The sequence below is a fragment of the Cupriavidus sp. FW305-26 genome (genome assembly GCF_058787975.1).
Genome location: NZ_JBYTAH010000016.1, coordinates 34,197 through 49,730, shown reverse-complemented (window position 1 = coordinate 49,730; position 15,534 = coordinate 34,197). Strand labels below are relative to the sequence as shown.

12 protein-coding genes and 2 pseudogenes are annotated in these 15,534 nt (G+C 65.6%); 12 read left to right on the top strand and 2 right to left on the bottom strand.

What is annotated here, in order from left to right; translation table 11 throughout:
* The first annotated feature begins 19 nt into the window (after positions 1 to 19).
* The 4 genes from AC3WQZ_RS11900 to AC3WQZ_RS11885 all read left to right on the top strand — a co-directional run bounded on the left by AC3WQZ_RS11900 (position 20) and on the right by AC3WQZ_RS11885 (position 2,758).
* Complete coding sequence (locus AC3WQZ_RS11900) at positions 20 to 1,381, top strand: GntP family permease (RefSeq protein WP_492300598.1); 1,362 nt, start codon at positions 20 to 22, stop codon at positions 1,379 to 1,381.
* A 497-nt stretch (positions 1,382 to 1,878) separates the two neighbouring features.
* A complete protein-coding gene (locus AC3WQZ_RS11895; RefSeq protein WP_081225830.1) occupies positions 1,879 to 2,064 on the top strand; it encodes a DUF1484 family protein in 186 nt (61 codons plus the stop codon).
* A gap of 110 nt (positions 2,065 to 2,174) precedes the next feature.
* Positions 2,175 to 2,381, top strand: a complete 207-nt coding sequence (locus AC3WQZ_RS11890; protein ID WP_010814136.1) for a type II toxin-antitoxin system VapB family antitoxin — start codon at positions 2,175 to 2,177, stop codon at positions 2,379 to 2,381.
* The gene (locus tag AC3WQZ_RS11885; RefSeq protein ID WP_011617075.1) at positions 2,378 to 2,758 is read left to right on the top strand and encodes a type II toxin-antitoxin system VapC family toxin; all 381 of its coding nucleotides are present in this window, start codon (positions 2,378 to 2,380) and stop codon (positions 2,756 to 2,758) included. The genes AC3WQZ_RS11890 and AC3WQZ_RS11885 overlap by 4 nt, the downstream gene beginning before the upstream one ends.
* A 92-nt stretch (positions 2,759 to 2,850) precedes the next feature.
* Here AC3WQZ_RS11885 and AC3WQZ_RS11880 read toward each other — a convergent pair.
* Both AC3WQZ_RS11880 and AC3WQZ_RS11875 read right to left on the bottom strand, forming a co-directional pair.
* Positions 2,851 to 4,133 (bottom strand): annotated as a pseudogene (locus AC3WQZ_RS11880) (ShlB/FhaC/HecB family hemolysin secretion/activation protein); the annotation flags it as partial.
* Position 4,134: 1 nt separating this feature from the next.
* Positions 4,135 to 4,650 (bottom strand): annotated as a pseudogene (locus tag AC3WQZ_RS11875) (two-partner secretion domain-containing protein); the annotation flags it as partial.
* Between the two features lie 329 nt (positions 4,651 to 4,979).
* Here AC3WQZ_RS11875 and AC3WQZ_RS11870 point away from each other — a divergent pair.
* From AC3WQZ_RS11870 to AC3WQZ_RS11835, 8 genes are all read left to right on the top strand, one after another.
* A complete protein-coding gene (locus AC3WQZ_RS11870) occupies positions 4,980 to 5,897 on the top strand; it encodes an aldo/keto reductase (protein ID WP_011617074.1) in 918 nt (305 codons plus the stop codon).
* 13 nt (positions 5,898 to 5,910) lie between these two features.
* Positions 5,911 to 7,278 (top strand): NTP/NDP exchange transporter, encoded by a 1,368-nt coding sequence (locus AC3WQZ_RS11865; protein ID WP_454749473.1) that lies wholly within the window; start codon positions 5,911 to 5,913, stop codon positions 7,276 to 7,278.
* 150 nt (positions 7,279 to 7,428) lie between these two features.
* Positions 7,429 to 8,892 (top strand): MFS transporter, encoded by a 1,464-nt coding sequence (locus AC3WQZ_RS11860; protein WP_010814129.1) that lies wholly within the window; start codon positions 7,429 to 7,431, stop codon positions 8,890 to 8,892.
* On the top strand, positions 8,889 to 10,412 hold the full coding sequence (locus tag AC3WQZ_RS11855) for an FGGY family carbohydrate kinase (protein ID WP_492300595.1): 1,524 nt from the start codon (positions 8,889 to 8,891) through the stop codon (positions 10,410 to 10,412). The genes AC3WQZ_RS11860 and AC3WQZ_RS11855 overlap by 4 nt, the downstream gene beginning before the upstream one ends.
* A gap of 18 nt (positions 10,413 to 10,430) precedes the next feature.
* Positions 10,431 to 12,110: a glycerol-3-phosphate dehydrogenase/oxidase gene (locus tag AC3WQZ_RS11850; protein WP_010814127.1), complete on the top strand. Its 1,680-nt coding sequence runs from the start codon at positions 10,431 to 10,433 to the stop codon at positions 12,108 to 12,110.
* Positions 12,107 to 13,657, top strand: coding sequence for an FAD-binding oxidoreductase (locus AC3WQZ_RS11845; RefSeq protein ID WP_010814126.1), 1,551 nt, complete (start codon positions 12,107 to 12,109; stop codon positions 13,655 to 13,657). The genes AC3WQZ_RS11850 and AC3WQZ_RS11845 overlap by 4 nt, the downstream gene beginning before the upstream one ends.
* Before the next feature lie 5 nt (positions 13,658 to 13,662).
* Positions 13,663 to 14,247, top strand: coding sequence for a glycerol-3-phosphate responsive antiterminator (locus AC3WQZ_RS11840; RefSeq protein ID WP_010814125.1), 585 nt, complete (start codon positions 13,663 to 13,665; stop codon positions 14,245 to 14,247).
* A gap of 169 nt (positions 14,248 to 14,416) precedes the next feature.
* A complete protein-coding gene (locus AC3WQZ_RS11835; RefSeq protein WP_010814124.1) occupies positions 14,417 to 15,523 on the top strand; it encodes an S-(hydroxymethyl)glutathione dehydrogenase/class III alcohol dehydrogenase in 1,107 nt (368 codons plus the stop codon).
* Positions 15,524 to 15,534 lie beyond the last annotated feature (11 nt).

The window sequence follows — 15,534 nt, the reverse complement described above, 5'->3', positions numbered from 1 at the left end:
TTCCACACAAGGAGACTATATGGGTGCCGTCACCGGAACCACGCTCTTGGTGTATGCGCTGATCGCAGTGATCGCACTGGTGGTGCTCATCGCGCGCTTCAAGCTCAACCCCTTCATTACCCTGGTGGTCGTATCGGTGCTGCTCGGCTTTGCCGTGGGCATGCCGATGGGCGACATCGTCAAGTCCTTTGAAGCCGGTGTCGGCGGCACGCTGGGCCATATCGCGCTGGTGGTCGGCCTTGGCACCATGCTCGGCAAGATGATGGCCGAATCCGGCGGCGCGGAGCGCATCGCGAACACACTGATCGATTTCTTCGGCGCGAGGAACGTGCATTGGGCGATGGCCACCATCGCCTTTATCGTCGGCCTGCCGGTGTTCTTTGAAGTGGGCTTCGTGCTGCTGGTGCCGATCGCCTTCAACGTGGCCAAGCGCACCGGCACGTCGATGGTACTGGTCGGCATCCCGATGGTGGCCGGCCTGTCCGTGGTGCACGGCCTGATCCCGCCGCACCCGGCTGCGCTGCTGGCGGTGACCGCCTATGGCGCCGACATCGGCAAGACCATCATGTACGCGCTGATCGTTGGCATTCCCACGGCAGCCCTCGCCGGCCCGCTGTTCGCCAAGCTGATGGACCGCTACGTCAAGCTGCCCGAGGTCAACCCGCTGGCGGACCAGTTCACCGAAGAGGATGAGCGCGTCAAGGCATCGCACGAGTTGCCGGGCTTCGGCATCACGGTGTTCACCATCCTGCTGCCCGTGATCCTGATGCTGATCGGCAGCTGGGCCGACCTGTTCACCACGCCCAAGACCTTTGCCAACGACTTCCTGAAGCTGATCGGCAACTCGGTGATGGCGCTGCTGATCGCCGCGCTGGTGAGCTTCTACACCTTCGGCAAGGCGCGCGGCTTCAACCGCGAGACCATCCTCAAGTTCACCAACGAGTGCGTGGCGCCCACCGCCATCATCACGCTGGTGGTCGGCGCCGGCGGCGGCTTTGGCCGCATCCTGCGCGACTCCGGCATCTCCAACGCCATCGTCGACGTCGCCACCGGCGCCAACGTGTCGGTGCTGGTGCTGGGCTGGCTGGTGGCGGTGATGATCCGCATCGCCACGGGCTCGGCCACGGTGGCCATGACCACCGCCGCGGGCATCGTCGCGCCGATCGCCGCCAGCGTGCCGGGCACCCGCCCGGAACTGCTGGTGCTGACCACCGGCGCCGGCTCGCTGATCCTGTCGCACGTGAACGACGGCGGCTTCTGGCTGGTCAAGGAGTACTTCAACATGACCGTGACCCAGACCTTCCAGACCTGGTCGGTCTGCGAAACCATCATCTCCGTGGTGGCACTGCTGCTGACGCTGGGCCTGGCCACGCTGATCTGAGCATTACTCCCACGCCCCCGCCCCGGGGGCGCGCCGGGCGGCCCCGGCAGGCCCCGGTATCCACCGGGATTGGCTTGCCTGCGCCGGCCATCCCAGCTTCAAGGCCGTGGCTGCCTTCGACGGCATGGGCGCGGTTTACGAAAGCCGCACGTGCATTTTCAAGAGTCGGCGATTTCCGGATCCGCTGCATGGATTCAAACTTCGCCCGCCCCTGGAAATGCGACATCTCTCATCGATTCCCCTGCACCGACAGCAAATACTGGTGGCGTCATCGGATCACCGATGATCGGGTGTGGAAAGCCCGGATGCCTGACGAGGACAGGCGTTGCGCTTGCAGCATGCAACGCCTGTGTGCTCGCATGGTTCCATGGCGGGCCAAGCGAGGCAGCCGCAAGGCTGGCCGGTTCCACCTCGTCAGACCGGTCTTTCCACCCTCGTTGACTGGCCCGCCGCCCTCACGTGGAAAGGAGTGGCGCGCACTCACCAGTGAGGAATCAATGACGACGATCGATAAGATGACTAACGAATGCTTGCAGCAGGTTCGCGCTGGTATCGACGGAGTTCTCGTACTTCTGGATCACGAAAGCGAACGCTCGGAGGGCTGCTTCAGCGCGCTTTGCCTGCTTGGCATGGTGAAGGCGCAGCTTGATGGACTGCTGGCCGAACGGGAGCGGATGCTGTAGCGGCGCGTTGGTGTGACGGGGCAGTCACCGTCACACCATCCTGCGGGCAACCTTGCCTAGATGCTTTTTTTGATGCACCATAACATCAAATCTGAGGCAAGGAGCATGCTATGCGCACGACCGTCACTATCGATGACGCCCTTTATGAACAAGCACTAGAGATAGCCGACCCTGGCATGGACAAATCTGATCTTTTTCGTGAGGCAATCAAGACTTTCGTGCGGGTGCAAGCAGCCAAGCGCCTCGCGGCGCTGGGTGGCACCGCGCCCGACATGGAAGATGTGCCACGTAGCCGCATGGAACCCGAATCGAAATGAGCGTGCTCGTCGACACCTCTGTGTGGGTGGATCATTTCAAGAACCGCAATGACGCACTGGTCAGTTTGCTCGTGTCGGATCAAGCACTGACCCACCCCATGGTCCTGGTCGAACTAGCCTGCGGTACGCCCCCGGCACCGCGTGCGCGGACACTCGGTGACATCGGGCTGTTGCAGCCCGCAAGGCAGGCCAGCCTGGCAGAGGTAATGGCGTTCATCGAGCACGAGAAATTGCATGGACTCGGTTGCGGCCTGGTGGATGTCTCATTGCTGGCTTCCACTTTGATCACGCCAGGCGCACGGCTATGGACACTGGATCAGCGTCTCAACGACTTGTCAGTGCGTTTTCGTGTGGCGCATCGACCCAAGCTTCACTAGCAGGCTGCTGAAGTACGCCCCGCTACAACCGGATGCTTTCCAACTGTTGGTGTGCCGATGATTCTGCACTGTCACGCCTCGTCCTGCGGGAATCAGTACCGATACACCACCTGCAACCCAGCCGTCACCGCGGCCGTATGGAACGCTGCGGGCTTATAGACCGGCATACCGACGAACACGTCATACGAGACTGAGCCCAGCCGCGAGCCCAGCCCTCCGCGTAGTCCAACCACCGCCCCGGCCAGTTGGGTGCCGGCCAGCGCAGTGGTAATCGGCCCGAAGCCCCTTCCATAATCGAGTCCTGCATACAGCGCCTGCCCGCTGCCGCCCAGGGGCGCATGTAGCTCATTGCGCCAATAGAAGCCGCGCTCGCCGGCCAGCAGGTTCTCTCCATCGAAGCCACGCACCGTGTAGCGGCTGCCGATGGTGAGCGCATCAATGTAGTAGAGCCGGTCGTTGGTGAACTGGCCGTGGAAAGTGGTGACATACCGCAGCGGCAGCTCGCCCAGCTTGAACGGTACCGACAGGTTGGCGTCCGCCACGAGCATCCGATAGCGCCAGGTGGGGCCGCCACTGTCGGCCAACACATCGTCCTGCGCGCCGAATCCGCCGATGCCCTGGCGATAGGCCAGCGTGCCGTCGAACTGCGCCGCGCCGAAGTAGTGGCGATCCGTGATGCCCGCCTCGAGCACCGTATTGTTGCGGCGCTGCTGCGCGATCTCGGTGTCCTCGATGAAGCTCTTGCCAAAGCGCCGGGTCAGGCGAAACTGCATGCCGAACACATCGTTCTGGCTGCGGTTGAGCACGCGGTGCAGCTTCAGGTCCGCTGTCTCCGACTTGCCGCTGGAGATGAAGGTCTGATTGACACCGGCGATCTGCTGGAAATAGTTGTTCACCGAGTAATAGCCATTCCAGCCACGCGTGCCTGTTCCTTGTTGGCGAAGCCCAGATCCTGGTTGTAGCCGACGTTGAAAAGGTCGTTCAGGCCGAGCGGATTGTCCAGACTCACGCTCAGGTTGCCCTGCCACTTGCCGGTCGAGCGCGTGCCGGAATTGTCCACCGAGGCCACCACCGTCCAGGGCTTGCCGCGTTTGACGGCGATCACCACGCCGCTCACGCCCGGCGCCTTCGTCGGCACGATCTGCATGTCCACATCCTGGCTCGGCACACGCTTCATTTGCTCCAGGCCTTGCTCAAGGTCGCGCAGGTTCAGCAAGTCGCCTGGGCGTGCGGGGAAAGCCGATTTCCGGGTGCCCCACAGGTCGGGCTCGGCGAAGCGCAGTTCGCCTATGACGCCGGGGAGCAGTGCCAGCTTCAGCGTGCCGGAACTCAAGTCCTGCTCGGGTACCAGCACGCGGGTGGTGACGTAGCCCTTGTCCGGCAACCTCCAGGTAGCCGCGCAACTGGCTCGGCAGTGTGCCGGTGGCCTGGTTGACGATGATGCGGGCCGAGCCGCCCGGCAGCAGGTTCGGGTTGCCGTTGACGTACCCCGCCTGCTGGGTAGCCACGATCGACGGCGAATTGTTCAGGATGATGCCGGCCTTGGGGACGTCGAACTGGGTGTAGGCGTTGACGGACACGCCGGCGGTGGACGGCCGGGTGATATTGACCTGCTGCAGCCCGTTCGCGGTCTGGACCACGGCGGGCCGGTTGGCGCCCGCGTTCGGGTCCGCCACCACCTGTGCGCTGGCCGCCTATGGCAGCCCCATTGCGCACCAGGCGGCCAGGGTCGTTGCCGGCAGGCCGAAGCGCGCCATGCGGGTGAACGCCGGAGCCTGTGTGCCGCGTGACCCGGCGCTGCGCCCCTTGCCCAGGCCGCTCGCCGATTCCTAGACCGCCATCAGCATGGCGCGTGACCGATTGAAGACAAGGCGGTAGCAACGGCGATTCATGATCTGGGTAACGGCACACGGTTTAATACGTGCGCAACTTTACCCAAGCCACTAAGGAATAAATGTCAAAAATCTCAAAATGAGACAAAACATGAAAATCTGAATTGCCTGATTGATTCCACAAGAAATTTAACGTTAGTGGCTCATTTTCGCCTGTGTCCGGAGCCACCGCGCCCCTCCAGGCCGCGCTCACCAGCGCATCCAGCCGCGCCTTGCCATTCCCCGCCCTGAACGGCGAAGTCTGCCGCGCAACCGATCAACGCAACGGTTTACAAGGCTCCGCCCACCGCCTAAGGTCAACCAGTAAGTGACTTGCCGGGAACCATCCCATGTCGATCGACCGCCGCTCCTTCCTCAGCCTTGCAGCAGGCCTGGCCGCTACCGGCCTCGGCCCTGTGCTGCCGGCTCATGCCGCCACCGTCGCCGCCCCCTTGCGCCGCAATATCCCGGGCACCACCGAAGCCCTGCCCGTGATCGGCATGGGCACCGCCGACACCTTCAACGTCGGCACCGGCGCCGCCGAACGCAAGCCGCTGGCGGAGGTAATGGGCCTGCTGCTGCAGAGCGAAGGCTCGGTCGTCGATACCGCGCCCAGCTACGGCAGCGCAGAGGCCGTGACCGGCGACCTGCTGCGCGCGGCCAACGCCCGCAGCCGGGTGTTCCTGGCCACCAAGATCTCGGCCAAGTCCGGAGCGCCCGCGCAGGCGCAATGGGCGCGCTCGCTGGCCGACCTGCATGTAGACAAGGTCGACCTGCTGCAGATACACAACCTGATTGACTGGCAGGCCAACCTGCGCTGGCTGCGCGAGCTGAAGGAACAGGGCCGCATCCGCTACCTGGGCGTCACCCACTACCGCGACGATGCGCACGAGGCGCTGGAGAATATCGTGCGCAGCGAGCGCGTGGACTTTGTCCAGATCAACTATTCAGTGGCCGAGCGCAATGCCGAGCGCACGCTGCTGCCGCTGTGCGAAGCACGCGGCGTGGCGGTGCTGATCAACCGGCCATTTCAGGACGGGCGTCTCTTTCGCGCCGTCAAGGACCGACCGCTGCCGCCGTGGGCCGGCGATATCGACTGCGGCTCGTGGGCCCAGCTGTTCCTGAAGTTCATCGTCAGCCATCCCGCCGTGACCGCGGCGATCCCGGCCACCTCCAAGCCGCCCAACATGGCCGACAATCTCGGCGCCGGACTGGGCCGCATGCCTGACCCCGGCCAGCGCGAGCGCATCGCCGCGCTGCTGCGCTGAGCGGCAATCTATCGTGGACGATCCCGCGCGCGAGGCGCCTGCCGGCGGCCTGGCCCGGCTGCGGCGCGGCTTCGGCATCCGCCCCGGCGAGACCGGCGCCGTGGTGGCCGGCTTCCTGTTTTTCTTCTGCCTGTTCGCCAGCTATTTCATGCTGCGCCCGGTGCGCGAGACCATGGGCATTGCCGGCGGCGTGAAGAACCTGCAGTGGCTGTTCACCGCCACCTTTGTCGTGATGCTGGCCGCGATCCCGCTGTACGGCGCGGTCTGCGCGTGGCTGCCGCGGCGCCGCTTCGTGCCCTGGGTGTACGCCTTCTTTATCGCCAACCTGCTTGGCTTTGCGCTGGCCACTCGCGCCCTGCCTGACAACGTCTGGCTGGCGCGCGTGTTCTATGTGTGGCTGTCGGTGTTCAACCTGTTCGTGGTGTCCGTGGCATGGAGCCTGATGGCCGATGTGTTCCGCCCCGAGCAGGCGCGCCGGCTGTTCGCATTGCTGGCCGCCGGCGCCAGCGCGGGCGGGCTGGCCGGCCCCGTGCTGGGCGGCTGGCTGGTGCCGCAGATCGGCCTGACCGGGCTGATGCTGCTGTCGGCAGCGCTGCTGGCCGCAACGCTGCCGGGCGTGGGCTGGCTGTTCGGCTGGCGCCGCCGCGCCGGCGCGGGCGTGGTGCAGCCGGGCGAAGCCCCGGCCGGCGCGGCGCAGGATCCGGCCAACCCCATCGGCGGCGGGCTGCTGGCCGGGCTGTCGCTGCTGCTGCGCTCGCGCTACCTGCTTGGCATCGGCCTGTTCGTGATCCTGCTGGCCACGGCCAGCACCTTCCTGTATTTCGAGCAGGCGCGGCTGGTGGCCGAGGCCTTCCCGGAGCGCACCCGCCAGACCCAGGTCTTCAGCGCGCTGGATGCTACCGTGCAGGCGCTGACCATCCTGGTCCAGCTCTTCTTCACCGGCCGCATGGCGCGCCGCTATGGCGTCACCGTGCTGCTGACCGCGGTGCCGCTGGCGGTGACCTGCGGCTTTCTCGTACTGGCGATGCTGCCGACCTTCGGCGTGCTGGCCGGCGTGATGATCCTGCGGCGCGTGGGCGAATACGCGCTGCTGCGCCCCGGGCGCGAGATGCTGTTCACCGTGGTCGATCCCGAGACCAAGTACAAGGCCAAGAACGTGATTGACACCGCGGTCTACCGTGCGGGCGATGCGGTCAGTGCGTGGGTCAAGACGGCGATCGATGCGCTGTCGGGCCATCCCGCCACGGTGGCGCTGGCTGGCGCCGTGCTCGCGCTGGTGTGGGCGGGGCTGGGCTGGTGGCTGGGGCGGCGGCATGAGGGGCAGTTGCGACCGCCGGATGCCAGCCTCAGCCGTGCAGTGGGAAATACCGCTGCACGCTAATGCCCGGGACAAGGGTTTTCCCGGTTGACGCTGTGCCTGCGAAGCCATACATTGGTCACGCAGATCTAGATAAGAGACCATCTGTAAGATGGTCTCTTCGCGCCTTGCAGTTGCTGCGGCCTCTTACAGAACAAATAAGAGGAGACCGCCGTGCAACACTCTGCCATCAAGATTCGTGGCATCGATGATGTCATTGCCTACATAGATTCCTGCCCGGGCATTCGCGGCAGGGCCGGTGTCATCTGGTGGCTCGCACTCGGCGGGCTATTCCTTGATGCATTTTCCAATTCTGCGCTGAGCGCCGGCCTCGGGCCGATGACGCGCAACCTTCAACTCGCGCCTGCAAAGGTCGCCCTGTTGACCTCGTTTGCCTCCTGGGTGGCCATTGCCTTCAACCCTATCGGCGGCTGGATGGCCGACCGCTGGGGCCGCGTCCGACCGCTGGTTCTCGCCAAGGTCCTGGCCGTGGCCGGCGCATTGCTGGTGGTGTTTGCCCCCGGCTTCGAGGTGATCCTGGCCGGTCGCTTCTTTGTCGGCGCGGCCTACGGCATCGACTTTGCCATCGCCATGGCGGTGCTGGCGGAGTTCACGCCGGTGAAACTCAAGAGTCGGCTGAACACGTGGCAAGGCATGTGGTACACGGCCGTCTGCTCCAACCTGCTGCTGGCACTGCTGTTCTACTCCTGGGACGTTGGCGATACGATCTGGCGCTACTCGGTGGCAGCCACCGCGGTCTTCGGCGTGATCATCCTGCTGCTGCAGGGCCTGTTCCTGGTGGAAAGCCCGATCTGGCTGGCACGCAAGGAATTGCTCGATGCCGCCGCACACGCCATGACGCGCATCTATGGACGTGAGTTCGTAGCCGCACCGCCCGCGGAACGCATCCCCGTCCTCAACCAGGCGCGCCGCGGCCTGGCCAACGTTCTGCTGATCTTCCGCGGCGTCTACCTGCCGCGCACCGTGCTGGCGGCCACCGTGCAGATCGGGCAGTCGATCCAGTACTTCGCGATCGGCTGGTACCTGCCGCTGATCAGTGCGGCCCTGTTCGGCAAGGACTTTGTCTACGCGACCATCGGCGCGCTGGTTTTCAACGTCTGCGGCATCTTTGGCGGCTTCCTCTCGCCCTTGATAGGCCGCAAGCTGGGCCTGCGCCGCGCCTCGGCGTTCGGCTTTGCGGCGGTATTCGCCATGCTGCTGATCCTGGGCCTGTTCAACGGCAAGATGCCGATGTGGATGGCAGTGGTGGTTCCGTCGCTGTTCATCCTGTTCCACTCGGGCGGGCCCGGCGCGAATGGCAAAAGCCTGTCGTCACTGTCCTTCCGCAGCGAACTTCGCGCGGGCGCCAACGGCATCATCGGCGCGCTCGGCGCCATCGGCGCTGCACTGGGCCTGCTGGTGTTCCCGCTGTTCCGCGCACAGTATGGGCTGGAAACCACCTTCCTGATTCTCTCTGTGGTCCCGCTGCTGGCCAGCATCATCTGCTTTGCGATCCGCTGGGACCCGACCCGCACCACCATCAACCCCGACAATGAAGCCGATGCCCCGCAGTTCAAGGGCGATGTGCCGGACGCTCCGGGTTTCATGAATCCCGCGATTGAGAAGGCCCGCCCATGACCCAGCGCAGAAATGTCATCCTTGCGATCGATGAGGGCACCTCAGGCACCCGGGCAGCGGTGGTCGCCGCTGACGGTCATGTCATGTGCCTCGAGTACACCACGCTTGAGGTCCGTTCGCCCTGCCCTGGCGTGGTCGAGCAGGACGCCGACGTCCTGCTCGACAAGACCCTGGCAGTTTGCCGCGCCACCCTGGCACAGGCTGCCCGCGAAAACCTGACCGTCACCGCCCTCGCCATCGCGACCCAGCGCGCCACCGCGGTACTGTGGGACACGCAGACCGGACGTGCGCTGGTACCCGCCATGGTGTGGCAGGACACGCGATACGCAGCCGATCTGGATCAGCTTGCGCCGGCATGGGACGCGACTCTGCGCGAAGCAGTCGGCCGCCCCACCGGTGTGCGCTCGCCTTACCTATGGGCGGCGCGGCACCTGCGCGACACGCCGGCTGTGGCTGACGCCTTCCGTGCGCGCCGGCTCGCCTTCGGCACCATCGACAGCTGGCTGCTTTGGCACCTGTCGACGGCACGCACGTGCATCACCACGCCGACCAACGCCACTTCCTGCAACGCCTATGTACTGACCGGGCATCGCTACCAGCTCGACTGGATCGACGCGCTTGGCTTTCCGCGCGAGCTGCTGCCTGAGCTGCGCCAGGATGCGGACGACTTCGGCCGCACGCGGCGGGACGTGCTGGGGCTTGACGTGCCGATCCTGGCTTGTGCCGGGGACCAGCTCGCCGGCGCAATCGGCCTGGGATGCCTCGATGCCGGCCAGGCGATGTGCCTGCATGGCACCGGCAGCTTCGTCGACCTGGTAGTCGGTCCGAACCTTCCTGCCCGCAGCGGCAAGTCGGACAGCACCCTGACCATGACCGCGCGCCGGCAACTGGGCGTGTCGCATTTCTCCGTCGAAACCTTTGTCGCCACCACCGGCTCCGCGCTCAACTGGGTCTGCGACAAGCTCGGCTGGTTCGAGAACGCCAGGCAAATCAGTGCGCTGGCCAGCACCGTTGCGTCTTCACGAGGCGTGACCTTTATTCCCGCGCTGACCGGCCTGCGCGTCCCACGCATGCAGCCCGAGGCGCGCGCCGCACTGACCGGCATCTCGATGGCAACGACGCAGGCCGAGATGGCCTTTGCCATCCTTGAAGGCATTGCGCATTCGGTGACTTCCTGCATCGAGGCAAACCGGGAGATCGCGGGCGTGCCGGTGTCGGAGCTCGTGGTTGGCGGCGGCTTGTCCGGCAGCGATGCGCTGCTGCAGATGCAGGCGGATCTCAGCGGAATTTCCATCCACCGCATGAAGGAGACCGACCGCGCCAGCCTGCGCGGCATCGCTTACCTTGCCGGCTCGTCCGGCCTGCTTTGGGATTCCATGCAGCAGGCCCGGACCACCACCACCCCGGACGCAGTATTCGAACCGGCGATCAGCGCCGATGAGCGCGCCCAGCGGCGCGCGCTCTGGCATGCGCGGGTGGCATCCGAGCTCAACCATGCGGACGCGCTTGCGGTCCATTAATCAGGAGCAATAACAGACATGGTGATTTTTCCATCCCGCAGCGCTAACCGCGAGCGCGCCGCCATGACCAGCACCGAGCCGTTGCGGCTGGTGCGCCGGGACCTGCTCGACCGCCTGGAGGCGGATGCGTTCGACATCCTGGTGGTCGGCGGCGGCGTGACGGGCGCCTACGCCGCGCTGGATGCCAGCTTGCGCGGCTATCGCGTGGCGCTGGTTGAAAAGTGCGACTTCGCCGCGGGGACCTCTTCCAAGTCATCCAAGATGGTGCACGGCGGCCTGCGCTATATCGAGCAGGGCAATCTCGGCCTGGTACGCCATTCACTGCTGGAGCGCCAGCGCCTGCGCCGCAACGCGCGCCACCTGGTGCAGCGGCTGCCGTTCCTGTTCCCGGTGATGGAGCGCAACGGCGTGTTCGACAAGCGCCTCGCCAAGGCCTTCGAGAGCCTGCTCTGGACCTACGACCTCGCCGGTGGCTGGCGCGAGGGAATCCTGCACCAGAAGCTGACCAAGGCCGAGGTGCTGTCCCACTGCCCGACCTTCAATGAGGAACATCTGACCGGCGGCTACCTGTACTTCGATGCGCGCGTCGATGATGCCCGCCTGACACTGAACATCGCGCGCACGGCAGCGTTCCACGGAGCGGCCGTGGTCAATCACGCGACCGTCGCCGAGATCACCCGCGACGGCCACGGCAAGGTGGATGGCGCCATTGTCCACGCCGGCGAGCGCGAGATCCGCGTGCGCGCAGGCGTGGTCATCATGGCAACCGGCGTCTGGCTGCGCGACTGGACCGGCCGCAGGAAGGGCGAGGCCAGGACCCTGCACATTCGCCCTGCCAAGGGCGTCCACGTTGCCATCCCGTGGCTGAAGATCCGCAATGACTGCACGGTGACGATCCCGGTGCCCGGGCGCAGCCGCCGGGCAACGATCACGCGGTGGGGCAATGTGTCCTACCTCGGCACCACCGACGAAGACTATGAGGGCGACCTCGACAATGTCATGTGCACCCGGCAGGAGCTCGACTTCCTGCTGGAGGGCGCGCGCTCGGCACTAAAGACCGACCTGACGGCGGATGACGTGGTCGGCAGCATCGCGGGGTGCCGCCCGCTGGTGGCGCCGCCCGGCGGCAAGACCCTGGAAATCAAGCGCAATCACGAGATTCATACCGCGGACGACGGCCTGGTGACCATCGTCGGCGGCAAGCTCACGACCTCGCGGCACATGGCCGAGCAGACCATCGATGCGGCGCAGAAGGTCATCGGCAAGCGCAGCAAGTGCCTGACCAGATCGGCCTATCTGCTCGGGGCGGCTGGCTATGACGCGCAGGCCATCGTCGCATCCGGCGGCATGTCCGCGCACCTGGGCGAGCGCTATGGCACGGAAGCGCGCTTTGTCAGCGACATCCTGCAGGCGGACGCCACCCTGGCCAGGCCGATCGTCGAAGGCCTGCCGTATACGGAAGCCGAAATCGTCTACGCCGTGCGCCATGAACTGGCCGGCACGGTTGACGACGTCTTGTCACGACGCATCCGCGCCCGCCTGATGGCGCGCGATGCCTCCGCCCGCGCCGCAGCGCGGGTGGGCCAGATCCTCCAGGCCGAACTCGGATTGTCCGAAGCGGCCGTGGCGCGGCAGGTCAGCGAATACCTGGCCGCCGTCGCCCTCGAAAAATCCGTCCTCATGGGAGACTCAGCATGATCAGCAAGGAAGCCATCAAGCGCGGCTACAACCGCGGCAACTACGTCGTCGGCGCCCACACGCCGCCGGGCTATGCGGCGAACATCCAGGGCACCCCGGATGCGCCGGGCCTGCAACGCGACACCATTGCCGTCTGCGCGGCCGATATTGCGGCCTTGCGCAAGGTGGCCGACGAGGTCCTGACCGATACCGCCGACGTCGTGGCGTGGACGCGCGACTGGTGGGCAGGATCGATGATCACGGAGACCGCCGGCAGGCCCGCCACGCCGCGCGGGGTCATCGTGCGCGCTTCCACCGTGGAACAGGTGCAGGCAGTCATGCGCATTGCCAGCGCCAGTGCCATTCCGGTCACCGTATCGGCCGGCCGCAGCAACGTGACGGGCGCCGCCCTGCCCGTGCGCGGCGGCATCGTGCTGGACGTGTGCGGCCTGAACCAGTTGGTCGGATTCGACAAGGACAGCCAGATCGTCGACGTGGAAGCCGGCATGTTCGGCGACATTTTCGAACAGACCGTGCAGAAGGAATTCGGCATGACGATGGGCCACTGGCCATCGTCGTACGCGATCAGCACGGTCGGCGGATGGGTAGCCTGCCGCGGCGCCGGTCAGTTGTCCACGCGCTACGGCAAGATCGAGGACATGGTGTTCGGCATGGATGTGGTGCTGGCCGACGGCAGCCTCGTCACCGTGGGCGGCTACTCGCGCGCGGCATTGGGCCCGGATCTGCAGCAACTGTTCATCGGGTCCGAGGGCATGCTGGGCGTGATCGTGCGCGTGCGCCTCAAGCTGCACCGCCTGCCCGACTACGGGCGCGCCATCGCCTATGGCTTCAAGACCTTTGCCATCGGCCTGGAGGCCTGCCGCGAAATCATGCAGCGCGGGGCCAATCCCGCGGCGCTGCGGCTCTATGACGAACTGGAGAGTGGCGTGCAGTTCGGGCTGCCGGACACCAACGTCCTGCTGGTTGCCGACGAGGGGGCGCGCGAGATGGTCGATGCGGTGATGACGATCAGCGAGCGCGTGTGCCAGGAACTTGGTGACAAGCTGGACAGCGAGTCCATTTTCGAGCGCTGGCTCGACACGCGCTACCTGACCGGCAAGAGCGCCGAGGGCTTCAAGCGCAGCCCCGGCTTTGTCGCCGACACGCTCGAAATGTCGGGACCGTGGCGCGACCTGGCTGCCATCTACGCGGACGTGGTCAAGGCCATCAATGCCGTGCCGGGCACCCTCGCCGGCTCCGCGCACCAGTCGCACGCCTATGTGGACGGCGCCTGCCTGTACTTCTCGCTGCGCGGTGAGGTCGCGGTGGAAGACCGCCAGAAGTGGTATCGCCAGGCATGGGATGCTGCCAATGCGGTGCTGATCCAATACAATGCAGCACTGAGCCACCACCACGGAATCGGACTGTTGCGCGCGCCATACATGGCCCCGTCGCTGGACACGGCGTTCCCGCTGCTGGCGGCGGTCAAGCAGGCACTCGACCCGCAGAATATCCTGAACCCAGGCAAGCTGGGTCTCAGTGACGTGCTCACCAACGAACCGAAGTAACCAGCATGGACAGGTCCCTCGGTGCGCGCCTGACGCGACACCCCGTCATCGGCACACTCTACGGTGTTGACCAGATCGACGCCATTTTTGAAAGCGTGGCCGAAGTCTGCATTGTCGCCAACGTGGAACTGCGCAAGCTGCAGCCCGTCATCGCCACGCTGGCCAGCGCCGGCAAGTACGTCATCGTCAATATCGACAGCTGCGAAGGCTTGTCGCAGGACAAGGGCGGGGTGGAGTACCTGGCCGACATCGGGGTGACCAGTCTGGTTTCCACGCGCGTGGCAACGATCCAGCGCGCCAACCGCGCCGGCATGGTGACGATGCAGAAGGTCTTTGTGACCGACCGCTCCACCTGGCCGCGCAGCGTCAAGGCGCTCGAACAGAGCGACCCGAACCTGGTGCAGCTGATGCCGGCACCGATGCTGTCGCACCTGCCAGAAGCGGACCGCAAGGCGCTGCCGCCGATCGTGACATCAGGCTTTGTCTGCAATCGGGATGATATCCGCAGCGCGCTCGCACAAGGCGCTGTGGCCGTCTCCACCAGCGACCGCAAGCTCTGGAACCTGGAAGCGAGAGCGCTGAAGGCGTAAGAGTCCCGCCTGGGCAGTTTCGCTGACCGCTGATCGGCCAAAACTGGCCTGCAGCCGCAGGAAGATCGTATAGTCATGTCCTCGGACCTGGCTTGCCCCGCGCCGCGCCGGCCTGCGCCGCGCAGCCTGCAAGCCACCCCCCACATTCCTGATCCCGGAGGACTCCCCCATGAAAACCAAAGCCGCCATCGCCTGGAAAGCCGGCGCCCCGCTGACCATTGAAGACGTGGACCTGGACGGCCCGCGCGCCGGGGAAGTGCTGGTGGAAGTCAAGGCCACCGGCATCTGCCATACCGATTACTACACCCTGTCCGGCGCCGACCCGGAAGGCATCTTCCCGGCAATCCTGGGCCATGAGGGCGCCGGCATTGTCACCGACGTTGGCCCCGGCGTGACCTCGCTCAAGCCCGGCGACCACGTGATCCCGCTGTACACGCCGGAATGCCGCCAGTGCAAGTTCTGCCTGTCGCGCAAGACCAACCTGTGCCAGGCGATCCGCGCCACGCAGGGCAAGGGCCTGATGCCGGACGGCACCTCGCGCTTTTCTATCGACGGCAAGCCGATCTTCCACTACATGGGCACCTCGACCTTCGCCAACCACATCGTGGTGCCGGAGATCGCGCTGGCCAAGATCCGCCCGGATGCGCCGTTCGACAAGGTCTGCTACATCGGCTGCGGCGTCACCACCGGCGTGGGCGCGGTGCTGTTCACCGCCAAGGTGGAAGCCGGCGCCAACGTGGTGGTGTTTGGCCTGGGCGGCATCGGCCTGAACGTGATCCAGGCGGCCAAGATGGTGGGCGCCGACAAGATCATCGGCGTGGACCTGAACCCGGGCCGCGAAGCCATGGCGCGCAAGTTCGGCATGACCCACTTCATCAACCCGAAGGACGTGGAGAACGTGGTCGACCACATCATCCAGCTGACCGACGGCGGTGCAGACTATTCGTTCGAATGCATCGGCAACACGCAGGTCATGCGCCAGGCGCTGGAGTGCTGCCACAAGGGCTGGGGCAAGTCGATCATCATCGGCGTGGCCGAGGCCGGCGCGGAGATCTCGACGCGCCCGTTCCAGCTGGTGACCGGGCGCGAGTGGAAGGGCTCGGCCTTTGGCGGCGCGCGCGGGCGCACCGATGTGCCCAGGATCGTCGACTGGTACATGGAAGGCAAGCTCAATATCGACGACCTGATCACGCACACGCTGCCGCTGGAGCGCATCAACGAGGGCTTCGACCTGATGAAGCGCGGCGAGTCGATCCGCTCCGTGGTGCTCTACTGAGGACGGCGCCG

Excerpts from the sequence above, each read along its gene's own strand:
- AC3WQZ_RS11850 (WP_010814127.1), top strand. The coding sequence starts at position 10,431 with ATGGTGATTTTTCCATCCCGCAGCGCTAACCGCGAGCGCGCCGCCATG.
- AC3WQZ_RS11900 (WP_492300598.1), top strand. The coding sequence starts at position 20 with ATGGGTGCCGTCACCGGAACCACGCTCTTGGTGTATGCGCTGATCGCA.
- AC3WQZ_RS11855 (WP_492300595.1), top strand. The coding sequence starts at position 8,889 with ATGACCCAGCGCAGAAATGTCATCCTTGCGATCGATGAGGGCACCTCA.
- AC3WQZ_RS11845 (WP_010814126.1), top strand. The coding sequence starts at position 12,107 with ATGATCAGCAAGGAAGCCATCAAGCGCGGCTACAACCGCGGCAACTAC.
- AC3WQZ_RS11890 (WP_010814136.1), top strand. The coding sequence starts at position 2,175 with ATGCGCACGACCGTCACTATCGATGACGCCCTTTATGAACAAGCACTA.
- AC3WQZ_RS11835 (WP_010814124.1), top strand. The coding sequence starts at position 14,417 with ATGAAAACCAAAGCCGCCATCGCCTGGAAAGCCGGCGCCCCGCTGACC.
- AC3WQZ_RS11885 (WP_011617075.1), top strand. The coding sequence starts at position 2,378 with ATGAGCGTGCTCGTCGACACCTCTGTGTGGGTGGATCATTTCAAGAAC.
- AC3WQZ_RS11840 (WP_010814125.1), top strand. The coding sequence starts at position 13,663 with ATGGACAGGTCCCTCGGTGCGCGCCTGACGCGACACCCCGTCATCGGC.
- AC3WQZ_RS11870 (WP_011617074.1), top strand. The coding sequence starts at position 4,980 with ATGTCGATCGACCGCCGCTCCTTCCTCAGCCTTGCAGCAGGCCTGGCC.
- AC3WQZ_RS11895 (WP_081225830.1), top strand. The coding sequence starts at position 1,879 with ATGACGACGATCGATAAGATGACTAACGAATGCTTGCAGCAGGTTCGC.